General features: G+C 74.4%; 8 protein-coding genes and 2 pseudogenes. 4 read left to right on the top strand and 6 right to left on the bottom strand.

Annotated elements, in window-relative coordinates; genetic code table 11:
- Positions 1-633: 633 nt before the first annotated feature.
- The 3 genes and pseudogenes from ACFF45_RS24965 to ACFF45_RS24975 all read right to left on the bottom strand — a co-directional run bounded on the left by ACFF45_RS24965 (position 634) and on the right by ACFF45_RS24975 (position 4105).
- A complete protein-coding gene (locus ACFF45_RS24965) occupies positions 634-1356 on the bottom strand; it encodes a 3'-5' exonuclease (protein WP_381348693.1) in 723 nt (240 codons plus the stop codon).
- Positions 1357-1479: 123 nt separating this feature from the next.
- Positions 1480-2718: a DUF5919 domain-containing protein gene (locus tag ACFF45_RS24970; RefSeq protein WP_381348694.1), complete on the bottom strand. Its 1239-nt coding sequence runs from the start codon at positions 2716-2718 to the stop codon at positions 1480-1482.
- A gap of 110 nt (positions 2719-2828) precedes the next feature.
- Positions 2829-4105, bottom strand: a pseudogene (locus ACFF45_RS24975) (copper amine oxidase).
- Positions 4106-4287: 182 nt separating this feature from the next.
- Between ACFF45_RS24975 and glgX the strand changes: the two are divergent.
- From glgX to ACFF45_RS24990, 3 genes are all read left to right on the top strand, one after another.
- Positions 4288-6396 (top strand): glycogen debranching protein GlgX, encoded by a 2109-nt coding sequence (glgX, locus tag ACFF45_RS24980; RefSeq protein WP_381348695.1) that lies wholly within the window; start codon positions 4288-4290, stop codon positions 6394-6396.
- 279 nt (positions 6397-6675) lie between these two features.
- Entirely contained in the window at positions 6676-9027 is a 2352-nt protein-coding gene (treY, locus tag ACFF45_RS24985) for a malto-oligosyltrehalose synthase (protein WP_381348696.1), read from the top strand.
- A 540-nt stretch (positions 9028-9567) separates the two neighbouring features.
- Positions 9568-10821: a M14 family zinc carboxypeptidase gene (locus ACFF45_RS24990; RefSeq protein WP_381348697.1), complete on the top strand. Its 1254-nt coding sequence runs from the start codon at positions 9568-9570 to the stop codon at positions 10819-10821.
- A gap of 155 nt (positions 10822-10976) precedes the next feature.
- Here the strand turns inward: ACFF45_RS24990 and ACFF45_RS24995 are convergent, their stop codons facing one another.
- The 3 genes and pseudogenes from ACFF45_RS24995 to ACFF45_RS25005 form a co-directional block, all read right to left on the bottom strand.
- Positions 10977-11396: an SSI family serine proteinase inhibitor gene (locus ACFF45_RS24995; protein WP_381348698.1), complete on the bottom strand. Its 420-nt coding sequence runs from the start codon at positions 11394-11396 to the stop codon at positions 10977-10979.
- A pseudogene (locus ACFF45_RS25000) lies at positions 11393-12745 on the bottom strand (M14 family zinc carboxypeptidase). The gene ACFF45_RS24995 and the pseudogene ACFF45_RS25000 overlap by 4 nt, the downstream one beginning before the upstream one ends.
- 173 nt (positions 12746-12918) lie before the next feature.
- Positions 12919-13470 (bottom strand): FHA domain-containing protein, encoded by a 552-nt coding sequence (locus tag ACFF45_RS25005; RefSeq protein ID WP_381348699.1) that lies wholly within the window; start codon positions 13468-13470, stop codon positions 12919-12921.
- A 171-nt stretch (positions 13471-13641) separates the two neighbouring features.
- Here ACFF45_RS25005 and treZ point away from each other — a divergent pair, with 171 nt between their 5' ends.
- Positions 13642-15387, top strand: a complete 1746-nt coding sequence (gene treZ / locus ACFF45_RS25010) for a malto-oligosyltrehalose trehalohydrolase (RefSeq protein WP_381348700.1) — start codon at positions 13642-13644, stop codon at positions 15385-15387.
- Positions 15388-15504 lie beyond the last annotated feature (117 nt).

Consider the following 15504-nt stretch of genomic DNA (forward strand, 5'->3'; position numbering starts at 1 on the left):
CGTGGGCAGTCACGCCCTACCCCCTCTGTCGTTTGCTGAGCTTCCACTTTCTCGGGCAGGCTCAACGCGCCCGTTGCGTCCAGTCGTACGTCAGCGCGCAACAGGCACAACAGATCGTCAACTTACACGAGGTGCGGAAGCAGCGCAGTAAACGCCGGATTCACTGCGGCAGGGCCGACGCGCTCCGTCGCACCCCGGCGATGACCTTCGCGGAGAGCACCCGACTGCTCGCCAATCCGCTCGCGCCAGGCCCGAGGTCGTCGACAAGCTGGAGGGGTGGACGCTGCACCGACTCCGGCACAGTGCGCTCACCCACGACGCAGAGGACGGCACGTCCACCGATGTGGCCGGCTCGCTCCCGCCGCGCCTCCGTACGCTCCCTGGAACGGTACGCACGGCCAGGTGTCGGCGCGGTTGCTCGGCACGTCGCCTCCCGCGCCCCGGCCGCCCGCCGCAAAGCACCGCTGACCAGCAGACCGCGCCTGTTGCCTGTTTCTGACGCACTCCGGTCGGCCTCCCAAGATGAGGCACGGACGTGCTTTTCGAGGCACTCCGAGCGCTCCGATCCGCCGGCCGCCGCGGGGCGCGGCCCGGACGGGGATCGGCGGCGGGGCCCGCCGGGACCCGCCGGGCTCAGACCCTCTCGCCGGCCGGCTCGCGCAGCGGCCACACCCCGTCCACCACGGCGGTGGCGTCGCCCTTGCGGCGCAGGAAGCTCTGGAAGTCCGCCGCCCACTCGGCGTACCACTCGACCTGGCGGCGGTGCAGCTCCGCCGGGCCGAGGGCCGCGATCTTGGGGTGGCGGCCGGCTATCGCGCAGGCCAGCCGGGCCGCGGCGAGCGCGTCGGCACCGGCGTCGTGGGCGCCGTCCAGGACGATGCCGTACTCCGTGCAGACCGCTTCGAGGTTGCGCTTGCCGCGCCGGTAGCGGTCGACCCGGCGGTCGATGGTGTACGGGTCGACGACCGGCGCCGGCTCCCGGCCGCCGAGGCGGTCGCGCAGCGACGGCAGTCCGTGCCGCCGCAGTTCCGCGGAGAGCAGGGTGAGGTCGAAGGCCGCGTTGTAGGCGACGACCGGGACGCCCGCCTGCCAGTACGTCACCAGCACGTCCGCGATGGCGTCCGCGACCTGGTCGGCCGGGCGGCCCTCGGCGGTCGCGCGTTCGTTGCTGATCCCGTGGACCGCCACCGCGTCCGCCGGGATCTCCACTCCCGGGTCCGCCAGCCATTCCCGGCGTCCGAGCGGCTGTCCGCCCCTGACCTCTATCACGGCTCCCGTGACGATGCGCGCCGCACGCGGATCGGTCCCGGTCGTCTCCAGGTCGAAGCCGATCAGCAGCTCCTGGTGCCAGCCCATGGGCGGCCCCCCTTCTTGGTGGTGCTTTCCCCCAGTGGTCTCCACGATCGCATGCGGCACTGACAATCAGAGGAGAGCGTTCCGCTCGGGGCGCCCGGCGATGGCGGGTCAGGTGACGTCATTTCAGGACACAGGCCGCGAATCCACCCATGCAGCCTCGAACTCCTCCCGGTACGTTCCGAAGAGCCCGCTTTCGTCCATTTCATCCGACTTGACCACTCGGCTGCCGTTGCGCAGCACCAGCACCGGCGCCTCCATGCCCCGGGTGCGGCGCAGATAGGACTGCACGACCGCGATGCCGTCGGAGCCGTCGCCGTCCACCAGGTAGGCGGTGAAGCGGGGCGTCTCGTCGTAGACCTGGATCTCGAAGGCGCCCGGGTCCCGCAGCCGGGCGCGCACCCGGCGCATGTGCAGGATGTTCGTCTCCACCGCCCGGCTCAGCTCACCGCGCTTGATGCCGAGCTCGCGCTCGCGCCGCTTCACCGCGCTGGAGGCCGGGTTGAGGAAGAGCAGCCGGACCCGGCAGCCGCCCTCGGCCAGGCGCAGCAGGCGGCGCCCGGAGAAGTTCTGCACCAGCAGGTTCAGGCCGATACCGATGGCGTCCAGGCGGCGGGCGCCGCCGAAGATGTCCTCGGCGGGGAACTGGCGCATCAGCCGCACCCGGTCGGAGTGCACCGCGACCACGTCCGCGTAGCGGTCGCCGACCAGGTCCTCGACCGCGTCGACCGGCAGCCGGCGCGCCGAGGGCACGTCCCCGCCCGCGCCCAGGGTCTCCAGCAGCCGGGCCGAGGCCCGCTCGGCCTGGCTGAGCACGGCCTCGGACAGGGCCCGGTTGCGGGAGACGACGTTCCGGGTGACCTCCAGCTCGTCGAGCGCGAGTTCGACGTCGCGCCGCTCGTCGACGTACGGCTCGAAGCACGGCCAGTGCTGCACCATCAGCTCGCGCAGCTGCGGCAGGGTGAGGAAGCTGAGGACGTTGTCGTCGGCGGGGTCGAGCAGATAGCCCTTGCGGCGGCTGACCTCCCGGACGGCGGCCGCGCGCTGGACCCACTCCTGACCGGCCGGGCCGGCCGCGGCGACCACCCAGTCGTCGCCGTGGACGGGTTCGTAGACGGGCCGCAGGACCGCTGCCACGACCGCACGCAGCCGCTGTTCGACGAGATTCAGCCAGATGTACGCGCGGCCGGCGCGCTGGGCGCGGGTGCGCACCTCGTGCCAGGCGTCGGCGTCCCACTCCAGCTCCGGGCCGATCGAGTGGGTCTCCATCGGTCTGGCCAGGGACACCGTGCGGGGCGGGACGTCTGCGGAGGTTCCCTCGTGACCCTCGTCACCAGGGGGCAGCTCCAGCCCTCCCGAGCCCACCCGCGCACCGCCTTCCGCTCCCCCGAGCACTCCGTCCCAACGATCAAGGAAGGGTACTCCGGGAGCGGTCGGCGGTGCAGCCGGATGGGCAGGCTCGTCGGCCAACTTCCCTATTCCGGGCGCCCCTTCCGACCGGCCGGCTCGGCCGGCGTGAGCGGATTCATGGCGGTGACGTCGCGCGGGGCCACGGACAGCCCCTGCCAGTGGACCGGCATGGGCCGCTGGTCCTCGTCCCGCACCACGTGGTGGTAGCCGATGTTGGCCCAGACCACGGGGTCCCTCGGCGTCCGGCCGTCGACCCATTCGTCGACGGACTTGCCGTGGCCCGCGCCGCAGTCGGGCAGGTTGTCTCCGGCGTACTGCTCGCACTGGGCGTACTCGGTGAAGTACACGTCGTGCCGGGTGCAGGCGCGGCCGGGGTACGTGGCCGGCGCCGGGCACGATCTCGTACGAACGCGCGGGCCCGTCCTTGTTCCTGCCGGTCGCGCCGACCACGCGCCACCAGGGCATGGTGCGGGCGTCGCCCGCGAGTTCCCTGGTGACCGGCGTGCGGACGGTCTTGCCGGCGGGCGCCGGGCGGCCGTTCGCGGGGGCGCTGACCGTGGAGTCGTACTGCTCGATCCTGGCCTTGGTGGAGCCGTCCAGGTGGAAGTGGAGCCGCCGGACAACGTTGCGGCTGTGGCTGGTGGCGTAGGCCTTGGCCTTTTGCCGATCGGCCGGCCGCGGCCGTCGCCGGCGTCGTGGTCGAAGGGCGACAGGGAGCCGGTGGCGCCGACGTTCGTGGTGATCGTGCCGTCGTCCTGGAAGCGCCACTCGGAGATGTACTCGTACCAGCCGACCTGGTTGACGGTGGGGACGAGCAGGTCCCTGCCCTGCTTCCGGAAGACCTTGCTCGCGGTCTCACCCTGCATACGGTAGGCGTGGCCACGCGAACGGGTGGTGACGCACAGTCCCTTGACGTCCGGGTGGGACGGATCCCAGGCCCGCGGGACCCGGACCGTCTTGATGGTGCCGCCGGGGCACTCGCCGGGCGCCAGGTCCTTCAGGCCCTGGCCGAAGCCCGCCTGGGTGAGGTCGTGGTACTCGTTCCTGCCGTCGTCGTACGGCGCATGGATCTGGCCGAGCCTGGCGGAGGCCAGCACCTCGACCGGGCGGGCCTCGCCCCGGCGGCTGGTAGCCGATGTGCTCCAGGACGAGACCGGCCTCCTGGTGGTGGCGCCAGCACATGCGCCAGGGTGGTGCCGGTGGAGCGCTTCTGCTCGATGCGGTAGGCGGCGCTGCACTCGGCGGCCGGGGCCGGAGCGGCCGGGGGCCGGGCGACCGGCGACCGCGACGGCGGCGCCGGCCACGACCTTGCCCGGGTGGCGGTGCACCATGTTGCGCACAATGTCCCCCCTGCTCCCCCTGGTCGTCATGGGAGTACGTGTCTGCCCCACCGCTTCGGCATACCTCGTATGCACTGGCCGACCGGTAAGAGGGCAGTAAGTCATGGGTGGTTCCCTCACTTTCGGGGAGACTCGGGGTCAAGGCGACCCCCACCGGCACGAGACACCTGGAAGAGTCGTATCCATGCAGGTCTGGCCTGGAGAGGCATATCCGCTCGGCGCCACGTACGACGGCGCCGGCACCAACTTCGCGGTCTTCACGGAGGCCGCGGACCGAGTAGAGCTGTGTCTGCTGCACGACGACGGCTCGGAGACGGCGGTGGAACTGCGGGAGAGCGACGCGTTCGTGCGGCACGCGTACCTCCCGGGCATCATGCCGGGGCAGCGGTACGGCTACCGCGTGCACGGCCCGTACGCGCCGGAGCGGGGGCTGCGCTGCAACTCGGCGAAGCTCCTGCTCGACCCCTACGCCCGCGCGATCAGCGGTTCGATCGTGTGGGGCGAGGAGGTGTACGGCTATCCGTTCGGCTCCCCGGGCCGGCGCAACGACCTGGACTCCGCACCGCACACCATGACGTCCGTCGTGGTGAACCCGTACTTCGACTGGGGCGACGACCGGCCGCCCCGCACCGAGTACCACGACACGGTGATCTACGAGGCCCATGTGAAGGGCCTGACCATGCGCCACCCGGGGCTGCCGGACGAGCTGCGCGGCACCTACGCCGCGCTCGCCCACCCGGCGGTCATCGAGCACCTCACCGGGCTCGGGGTCACCGCCCTGGAGCTCATGCCCGTACACCAGTTCGTCAACGACCACCGCCTGGTGGACATGGGCCTGAACAACTACTGGGGCTACAACACCATCGGCTTCTTCGCCCCGCACAACACCTACGCCTCCTGGGGCGACCGCGGGCAGCAGGTGCTGGAGTTCAAGTCGGCGGTGCGGGCGCTGCACGAGGCCGGCATCGAGGTGATCCTGGACGTGGTCTACAACCACACCGCCGAGGGCAACCACCTGGGCCCGACGCTGTCCTTCCGCGGCCTGGACAACCCGTCGTACTACCGCCTGGCGGACGATCCCCGGTACTACATGGACACCACCGGGACCGGGAACTCGCTGCTCATGCGGTCCCCGCACGTGCTCCAGCTGATCATGGACTCGCTGCGGTACTGGGTCACGGAGATGCACGTCGACGGCTTCCGGTTCGACCTCGCGGCCACCCTGGCCCGGCAGTTCCACGAGGTGGACCGGCTGTCGTCGTTCTTCGACCTGGTGCAGCAGGACCCCGTGGTGTCCCAGGTGAAGCTGATCGCCGAACCCTGGGACGTGGGCGAGGGCGGCTACCAGGTGGGCAACTTCCCGCCGCTGTGGACGGAGTGGAACGGCAAGTACCGCGACACGGTCCGCGACCTGTGGCGGGGCGAGCCGCGCACACGGGCGGAGTTCGCCTCCCGGCTGACCGGCTCCTCCGACCTGTACCAGCACGACGGGCGCCGGCCGCTGGCCTCGATCAACTTCGTGACCTGCCACGACGGCTTCACACTGCACGACCTGGTGGCGTACAACGAGAAGCACAACGAGGCCAACGGGGAGGACAACCGCGACGGCGAGAGCCACAACCGGTCCTGGAACTGCGGCGCGGAGGGCGAGACCGACGACCCGGACGTGCTGGCGCTGCGGGGCCGGCAGATGCGTAACTTCATCGCCACGCTGATGCTGTCCCAGGGCGTGCCGATGATCAGCCACGGCGACGAGTTCGCCCGCACCCAGCAGGGCAACAACAACGCCTACTGCCAGGACAGCGAACTGTCCTGGGTCCGGTGGCCCGAGGACGGCAGCGACCTGCTGGACTTCACGCGCGCGATGGTGTGGCTGCGCAAGGACCACCCCGTACTGCGCAGGCGGCGCTTCTTCCACGGGCGGCCGGTGGAGGGGACGCACGACGAACTGTCCGACATCGCCTGGTTCACCCCCGAGGGCAAGGGGATGACCCCGCGCGACTGGGAGTCGGCGCAGGCGTCGGCGCTCACGGTGTTCCTCAACGGCAACGCCATCTCCGAGCCGGGGCCGCGCGGGGAACGGATCACCGACGACTCGTTCCTGCTGATGTTCAACGCCTCGCCCAAGGCGCTGGACTTCGTGGTGCCGGTCAACCACGGACGGCAGTGGCAGGTCGTGGTCGACACCGCCCGGCCCGAGGGCGTGCCGCCGGGCACGGGCCCGAAGGTGGCGGCCGGGGACCGGCTGACGCTGGTCGACCGGAGCCTGACGGTGTTGCAGCGGCCCGCCTAGACGCGGGGCCGCTGCCGGTCACGCGCGCGCGGGAGGCGTGCTCGGCGCGTCCGGTGCGGTTCGCCGGGCGCGCCGCGCCGTGCCCGCCACGGCGGCGGCCGTCACTCCCCTGGCGGCGTACCGTCCAGGGCGCTGCCCCGGGGCGGGGCCGGGCCCGCCCCGCCCCGGGAGGAGCGGCGCGCCGACGCGCCGACCGCCGCTCGAAACCGGCCACGCGTGCGGGCGCACCCGCAGGCGGACGATGACACGAAACCCGGCGAGGCGGGTACGTAGCTCTCCATGACACCTGAGCGTCCTGACCCGGTGGTGCCCACGGCCACGTACCGGTTGCAGCTCCAGCCCGAGTTCCCGTTCGCGGCCGCGGCGGCGGCCGTGCCGTATCTGGCCTCGCTCGGCGTCTCGCACCTGCACCTGTCCCCCGTCCTGGAGGCCGTGCCGGGCTCGCTGCACGGCTACGACGTCGTGGACCACGCGCGCGTGCGCGCGGAACTGGGCGGCGAGGAAGGGCTGCGCGCGCTCGCGCACACCGCGCGCGGGCACGGCCTGGGACTGGTGCTGGACATCGTGCCGAACCACATGGCGATGGTGCCGCGGCACAACCGCGCCCTGTGGGAGGTGCTGCGCGAGGGCCCCAAGTCACCGTACGCGCGCTGGTTCGACATCGACTGGGAGGCGCAGGGCGGCCAGGTCCTGCTGCCGGTGCTCGGGCGTCCCCTCGGCACCGAGCTGGAGCACCTGAAGGCCGACGGTGACGTCCTGCGGTACCACGACCACGCGTTCCCGCTGCGCGAGGGCACCGAACGGCTGCCGCTGCCGCAGCTGCTGGACGCGCAGTGGTACCGCCCGGTGTGGTGGCGGCTGGCCCGCACCGAACTCAACTACCGGCGCTTCTTCAGCATCTCGGAGCTCATCGGGGTACGGGTGGAGGACCCCGAGGTGTTCGAGGCGACGCACGCCAAGATCCTTCAGCTGCTGCACGACGGGGTGGCCGACGGACTGCGCGTCGACCACCCCGACGGCCTCGCCGATCCCGGCGCCTACCTCCGGCGGCTGCACGAGGCGACCGGCGGCCGCTGGACGGTCGTGGAGAAGATCCTGTCCGACGGTGAGCGGTTGCCGGCCTCCTGGCCGGTCGCCGGCACCACGGGCTACGACGCCCTGCGGCACGTCGACGGCGTGTTCACGGATCCCGCGGGCGCCGGGGAACTGCTCGGGCAGTACCGCAGGTTCGCGGCCCCGCAGACCGACCGGGGCGGCCACTGGGAGGCGACGGCGCGGCGGGCGGCGTACCGCGTGCTGGAGCACGAGCTGGCCGCCGAGATGGACCGGCTGACCCGCTCGGCGAGCCGCCTGTGCGCGGCGTCGCCGGACCCTGCGCTGCGCGACCGCGCGCCCTGGGCGCTGCACACGGCGCTGCGGGAGCTGCTGGTGCGGCTGGAGGTCTACCGGCCCTACTCCGCCGCGGACGCGGCGGCCGTCGTCACGGAGGAGGCCGCGGCGGAGGCCAGGGCGGCCTTCGCGGTCCCCGAGGAGGCCGGCGCGGTCGACGTCGTGCGCGGGCTCGTGCTGGGCCGCTACGGCGACGCGCCCGGGCACCGGCGGTTCCGCGCCCGGTTCGCGCAGACCGCCTCGGCGCTGCGCGCGAAGTCCGTGGAGGACACGGCGTTCTACCGCTACGTGCCGCTGCTGTCGGCGACCGAGGTGGGCGGCAACCCGGGGGTCCCGGCCCTGGCCCCGGAGGAGTTCCACGCGTACTGCGCGCGCGTGCAGCGCGACTGGCCGCTCACCGGGACCGTCGTGTCGACGCACGACACCAAGCGCAGCGCGGACGTGCGGGCGGCGCTGACCGTGCTCACCGAGTGCCCGCGGCGCTGGGCGGACGTGCTGACCGAGGTGACCCGCACGGGCGAGGGCGTGCCGGACGCGCAGCTGGCGTGGGCGGCCTGGCAGACGGTGTTCGGGCTCGGCCCGGCCGACGCGGACCGGGTGCGCCAGGCGCTGCTGAAGCACGTGCGGGAGGCCGGGCTGTACACCAGCTGGACGGAGCAGGAGCCGCCCTACGAGGAGGCGGTGACGGCGTTCGTCGACGCGGGCCCGTGCGGGCCGCCTGGGGAGCCGGTGGCGGCTCTGCGGGCCGCGCTGGAGCCGCACGTCCGGGCCAACGTGCTCGGCACGGCGCTGGTCCATCTGACGATGCCCGGGGTGCCGGACCTGTACCAGGGCACGGAGGGCGAGTACCGGGCGCTGGTCGACCCGGACAACCGGCGGCCCGTCGGCTTCCCGCCCTCCGAGGACCCCGGCGTCAAGGGGGCGGTGACGGCGGCGGCGGTGCGGCTGCGGGCCCGGCGGCCCGAGGTGTTCGGGGAGGCGGCGACGTACGCGCCGCTGACGGCCGAGGGCCCGGCGGCAGCGCACTGCCTGGCGTACGCGCGCTCCGGCGAGGTCGTCGCCGCGGTCACCCGGCTGTCGCTGCGGCTGGCGGAGGCGGGCGGCTGGCAGGACACCGTCCTGCCGCTGCCGCCGGGGCGCTGGGCCGATGTCATGGCTCCGGCGCGGGAGTTCACGGGGCACGCGCGCGTGGGGGAGCTTCTCGAGCCACTTCCGGTGGTACTGCTGGAGCGGGTGGGCTGAGGGGCGGCGGCCGCCGGGCGGGCCGTCGTCGTACGCGGGGCCCGGCCGAGGCCGAAGCGGCCCGACGCCTGACGGGTGGCTGGCGGGTGCTGTACGGGGGGTTGGGCCGATGGCTGCCTGGTGCCGGGCCGGTGCCGGCCGAGGGCTGAGCCGAAACCCACCGGTGAGCCGGGCCTGAACCCGCCGGAGGGCTGGGCCGGTGCCCGCCGAAGGCTGAGCCGGTACCCGCCCGGGGGCTGGGCCGAAACCCGCCGGGTGCCGGCCCGACGCCGCCCGAGTCCCGGCCCGACGCCTGCCAGGTGCCTGCCAGGTGCCTGCCGGGCGGGGGTGCCCGCCGGGCCGGTGGGCCGCCGGCGGCCGGGACCGGCGGCGGCCGGGTGCCCGGCGGGGAAGCGTGGACATCGTGCCCGGACACGCACGCGCCTTCGCGGGGCCGCGTGCGTGTCCGGGCGCCCCCTGATGGCTCCCCCGCCCTCTCCTTGACACTGCTCGGACGGCGTGCGGTACTGCGGATGCGAAGCCGGTCGGAACACATCGGGGGTGAGTCTCCTGCCGGAGCCGCGGTACCCCACCGTTACCCAGATCGTGTCGTCCGCCCGGGCGTTGGCCGCCGGCGATCCCGGCCTGTGCGCCCTCCGGCAGATCGGGGTCTCCCGCGCGGGCCGTCCGCTGCACCTGCTCTCCGTGGGGCGCGCCCGGCGTGCCGTCCTGGTCGTCGCGGGCGCCCACGCGAACGAACCGACCGGCGGTTCGACGCTGCTCGCGGTCGCCGGGCAGGTGGTGCGCGAGCCGCGGTTGCGGTCCGGCACGGCGTGGCACTTCCTGCTGTGCGCGGACCCGGACGGGGCCAGCCTGCACGTCACCCCGGCGCCGCGCAGCCTGTTCGACTACCACCTGGGGTTCTTCCGGCCCGCCGGCCCGGAGCAGCCGGAGTGGTCGCCCGCCGTGCTGCCGCCGGACCGGCTGCCGCCCGAGACGCGGGCCCTGACCGGGGTCATCGACGAGCTGCGCCCCTACCTCCAGGTGACCCTGCACGGCACCGACCTGGGCGGCAGCTGGGTGCAGCTGACGAAGGAGATACCGGGCCTGGCCGAACCGTTCGCCAAGTCCGCGGCGGAGTTGCACATACCCGTGGAGACGGGGGCGTCGGACGCCGCGGGCTGGCCCGCGACCGGGCCCGGGGTGCACGTGATGCCGGCCGCCGGTGCGGGACCGGCCTATCCGAGCCTGCCCGCGGACGACGCGCGGCACAGCACCTGGTACCACGTGCACCGGTACGGCGGTTCGACGGCGGTGGTGGAGGTGCCGATGTGGGCGAGCGACCTGGTGGACGACCCGGCCCCGCATCCGGCGCCGGCCGCGGCGATGCGGCGCCTGGCGGGCCGGCTGGTGCGCGACGCGCGCCAGGTGGAACGGGTGCTGTCCGACGCGTCACCTCGCCTGGAGGGCGTCGACGGGCCCCTGCTGCGGGCCGCGAGATGGGCGCTGGAGCTGGTGCCGGGGCTGGCCGCCGACTGGACGTCCATGCCGCCCGCCGGGCACACGATGGCGTACGTCGGGAGCGTCGACGCCTTCGCCCGCCGCCTGCCCCTGCGGGCGGCGGCGATGCTGTTGCGGGTCCTTCAGGAGACCGACGACCGGGCCGCCCCGCGGCTGGAGCGGCTCGTCGCCACCTGGAGCGAGGCCTTCGCCGACCGGTTCCGCGCCCGCTGGGTGCCGCTGGAGAACCAGGTCGAGCACCAGGCCCGCACCGTCGTGGCGGCGGCCCTCCACGCGCGCGACCGGGCGGCGTGAGCGCACGGCGGCACGCGCGCGTGCGGGACTCCCGCCGCGAGCCGCCGTCCGCCGCCCGGCAACCGCCCGTCAGCGACCGCGAGCCGCCGGTCACCGGCCGCCCGGCGACCGGCCGTCGGCCGGCGAGCGCCGGCCGTCGCCGGCAACCGCCCCGGTCAGCCGTCCCACGCGAACACCGCCCCCGTCCGCGCTGCCATCTCGCAGTCGTTCGAGAACGTCCGCCGGTAGTCGACCGGCTGCCCCCGCCACTGCCCGAGCGCGTGGACGGTCACCGGTGCGAGGACCATCGGGCAGTAGGCGTGCTTCAGCGGGATGCGGCGCAGGTCGCCGTCCACGGCGTCGAGCTGGGCACAGGCCTCGGCGGCCCGCCGGTGCCCCTGCGGCGGGTCGCACAGGAGCAGGGCGCTGCGCGTGCCGCCGGACCCGGTGTCGCCCCGGGTGACCGAGAGGTGGAGCCAGTCGCCGACGCGCTGCTCCTGGACCGTCGCCCGCGCGGGCACGGCGCCGACGGCGAGCAGGGCGGCCGCCGCCAGGAGACCGCCCCGGACGGCGTTCGTGGTGAGGGTGTACGTCATTCCCGGTGCATCGGCACGACCGGCTCGCAACCCCAGCCCGACTCACCCGAACGAGAACCCCCGGGCGTGCTCCGGAGAGCCGTTCCGGCCGCGGCGAGGACCAGCCGGGACTGGTACTCGGCCTGGCGCGCGACGGGGATCCAGCGGGCGCGCAAGCCGTCCCGGTACTCGGCGCACCACCGGTCGACCAGCTCGTCCAGCTCCGGCAGCACCCCGCCCGGATCGCGCCCCGCGCGCGTGACGAGCTGGTGCAGCAGCCCCGCCGTCCGCAGGGCCAGCCGCCGTCCCGCGATGCGCAGGCCGGTCAGACGGGCGCTCGTCAGCGGCGGCAGGGGACGGCGCGGCGGGCCGTCGAGGCCGGGGTCCCAGGCGTCGGCGAGCCCGGGGCCGACGAGCAGGTAGTCGTCGACCGGGGCGAGCAGGCGGGCGGCGTCCGGGACGGCGGCGACGTGCGGGCGCACGCGCGCGAGGACGTCCCGCAGCAGCCGCATGTCGTGCCGCAGCGTGCGGCTGACGGCGCGCAGCGCGGCGTCCGGACCGGCCGGCACGGAGTCGTCCTCGACGGCGTCCACGCCTCACATGGGCGCCTCCACGACGGCGGTGACGGTGCCGTGCCGGTGCGGGTGGTACCACGTCGACCCGACGGCCGCCTCGGTGATGGCCTCGACCCGGTCGCCCCGGCGCGGCGGCGGTATCCGGTAGACCGCGGGGCCCAGGACCGGCCAGTGCAGGGCGTCGTACGCGCCGAGTTCGCGCGGGACGCCGAGGTGCGCCGACGTGCGCTCCACGGACCGCGCGAGGCCGGGCAGGTCCCGGGTGAGCTCGACGAAGCCGCCGCCGACGTCGACGCCGTGCAGGGAGCACTGGAGGAAGGGTCTCAGTTCGTCCTGGACGGCGAGCAGGGCACGTGTCTCCGGCAGTACGGCCCCGTCCGCGCCGTCGGGCAGCCACTCGGGCTGTTCCAGGAAGCCGGGGCGGAAGAACCCGCGGAAGTAGCGGTCGAGGGTGTACGGGCCGGTCAGCCAGCCCTCGTTGTGCCGCAGGCCGTCGGGGTCGAGGCAGAGCAGCAGGTTCCAGGTCGTGTCGGCTCCCTCGGTCAGGCGCGGGTCGGCGAGGGCCCGCTCGGCCAGCAGCAGGACGGTGGCGGCGCCGGCGGGCTCGTTGGCGTGCGGTCCGGCGACGACCAGGACGTGGCGGCGGCCGCGGCCGACGGACAGCAGCCACAGGGGGGTGCCCGCGCGCGAGGTGCCCACGCGGCGCAGCCGTGCGGTACGGGGGTGGCGGGCGGCCAGCGCGGCCGCCCGCGCGCCCAGCTCGTCGACGGTCGGATAGCGCGCGAGGGGCGGCAGGGCACACCTCCGTGGCGCCGCGGGTCCACCGGGAGTGCGTGGTGTACGCACAGTCAGTCACGAGTTCGGAGGTGCGTCAACACCGCACGGTCGGCGGCGGTTTCGGGCACGGCCGCCGGTCGGGCGGCGGTCCCGGGGTCCGGTGCGACCGGGTCCGTACGTCGTGCCGCCGGTCAGCCGGCCGCGAGGCGGAACGCCATCTGCCCGAAGCCGACCTGGTCACCCTCGCGCACCACGGTGGCGCCGGTGACGCGCCGCCCGTTCACGGTGGTGCCATTGGTCGAACCGAGGTCCCGCAGGACCCACATGCCGCCCTGGCGGGTGAGTTCGGCGTGCACCCGGGAGACCGTCTCGTGGGTCAGCCGCAGACCGCTGGCGGGGTCGCGTCCTATGCGCAGGGGGCGGCCTGCGGCGGGGTGGGGCAGCAGCAGCTTCGGCAGCCGTTCGGCCCGCCAGGCGCTGCGCAGCCGCCCGGTGAAGCCCGACACCGCCTCGACCGTGCCGAACACCAGGCGGGCGACCCGGCCCTCGGACGGCAGGTCGGCGGTGAGGACGGCGAGCTCGTCGGACCGGCGGGCGGCGAGCGCCAGTTCCATGCGCCGGACGAACGTGTCGTGCGACAGACGCCCCATGGCGACACCGTCGCGCAGCACCTTCAGCGCCTTGTCGCGCTCCGCGTCGGACAGCCGCGCGGGGTGGGTCGAGAACTCGAAGGACGACGTCACACGGGTGATTGTCGGGCAGTGAACCGCGGGTGTCCAGAAGTCGGGGAATCGGCCACCACGCGCGCGACCGGACGACACCCGCCGCAAAAGGGGGTATGCACCAGCGGATTGATCTCGTGTGGAGCACGATGATCGAGCTACATCACGGTGAGCAGACGAAGGGGAACGTCCGTGCAGTTCGAGGTGTGGGCACCGCAGGCCGGCCGTGTGACGCTCCATTGCGACGGAGCCGCACACGCGATGGCGCACGATCCGGAGCGGGCGGGGTGGTGGACCGCGGAGGCGGAGGCGCGGGACGGCACCCGCTACGGCTTCGCCGTGGACGACGGCCCGGCGCGGCCCGATCCGCGCTCACGGCGGCAGCCGGACGGCCCGGACGGGCTGAGCGCGGTCGTCGACCACGGGCTGCACACGTGGCGTGCCGCGTGGCCCGGCCGCCCGCTGCGGGGCGCCGTGCTGTACGAGCTGCACGTGGGCACGTACACGCCCGAGGGCACGCTGGACGCGGCGGCGGAGCGGCTCGGACATCTCGTCGAACTGGGCGTCACGCACGTCGAGTTGATGCCGTTGTGCCCCTTCCCCGGGCGGCACGGCTGGGGTTACGAGGGGGTCTCCCTGTGGGCGGTGCACGAGCCGTACGGCGGGCCGGCGGCGCTGCAACGCTTCGTCGACCGGGCCCACGAACTCGGCCTCGGCGTGGTGCTGGACGTGGTGCACAACCACCTGGGCCCGTCCGGCAACTACCTGCCCGAGTTCGGCCCCTACTTCACCGACCGGCACCACACCCCCTGGGGCGTGGCCGTCAACCTGGACGCGCCCGGCTCGGACGAGGTGCGGGCGTTCCTGGTCGGCAGCGCGCTGGCCTGGCTGCGTGACTACCGGCTCGACGGGCTGCGGCTGGACGCCGTGCACGCGCTGGTGGACACGCGCGCGGTGCACTTCCTGGAGGAGTTGTCGGCCGCGGTGGACGACCTGTCCGCCGATACGGGCCGCCCGCTGTTCCTGATCGCCGAGTCCGACCGGAACGACCCGCGGACCATCACTCCCCGCGAGAACGGCGGGCTGGGGCTCCAGGCGCAATGGAACGACGACTTCCACCACGCCCTGCACGCGGCGCTGACGGGCGAGTCGCAGGGCTACTACGCGGACTTCGCGCGCGCCCCCGTCAGCGCCCTCGCCAAGACCCTCACCGGCGGTTTCTTCCACGACGGCAGCTACTCCAGCTTCCGCGGCCGGTGTCACGGCCGGCCGCTGGACCGCACCCGGGTCGCCGCCCACCGGCTGCTGGGCTACACCCAGACCCACGACCAGGTCGGCAACCGCGCGCAGGGGGACCGTCTCGCCGCCCGCCTCTCCCCCGGCCTGCTGGCCTGCGCCGCCGCGCTGGTGCTGACCGCGCCGTTCACGCCGATGCTGTTCATGGGCGAGGAGTGGGCGGCCGGCACGCCCTGGCAGTTCTTCACCGACCACACCGACCCCGGGCTCGCGGAGGCGGTACGGCGGGGCCGTCGTCGGGAGTTCGCGGCGCACGGCTGGGCCGAGGAGGACGTGCCCGACCCGCAGGACCCGGCGACCAGGGACCGCTCCTGCCTCGACTGGTCCGAGCCCGGCAGCGAGCCCCACGCACGCGTGCTGGCCTGGTACCGCCGGCTCATCGCCCTGCGCCACGACCAGCCGGACCTCACCGATCCCGACCTCACCGACATCCGGGTGGCCCACGACGAGCAGGCACGCTGGCTCGCCTTCCGGCGCGGGGACGTCCGCGTGGCGGTGAACCTCGCCGGCACCACCGCCGAGATCCCCCTGGGCACCCGCCCGGCCGAGGTCCTCGCCGCCTGGGAGCCGGTCGGGCCGCCGGACGAGGAGGGCATCCTGCGGGTGCCCGGGGAGTCCTGCGTGGTGATGAGGCAGCCGTAGGGGGTGGGTGGTGCCGCGGGCCGGCTCGGGAGGCGCGGAGGGCCGCGCGGGGGCTCGGGGGACCCGGGGGGCCGCGCGCGGGGCGGGCCCGGGTGGGCGCGCGGGGTCCGCACGGGG

It is taken from the genome of Streptomyces cinereospinus (genome assembly GCF_042430725.1).
GTDB lineage: Bacteria > Actinomycetota > Actinomycetes > Streptomycetales > Streptomycetaceae > Streptomyces > Streptomyces cinereospinus.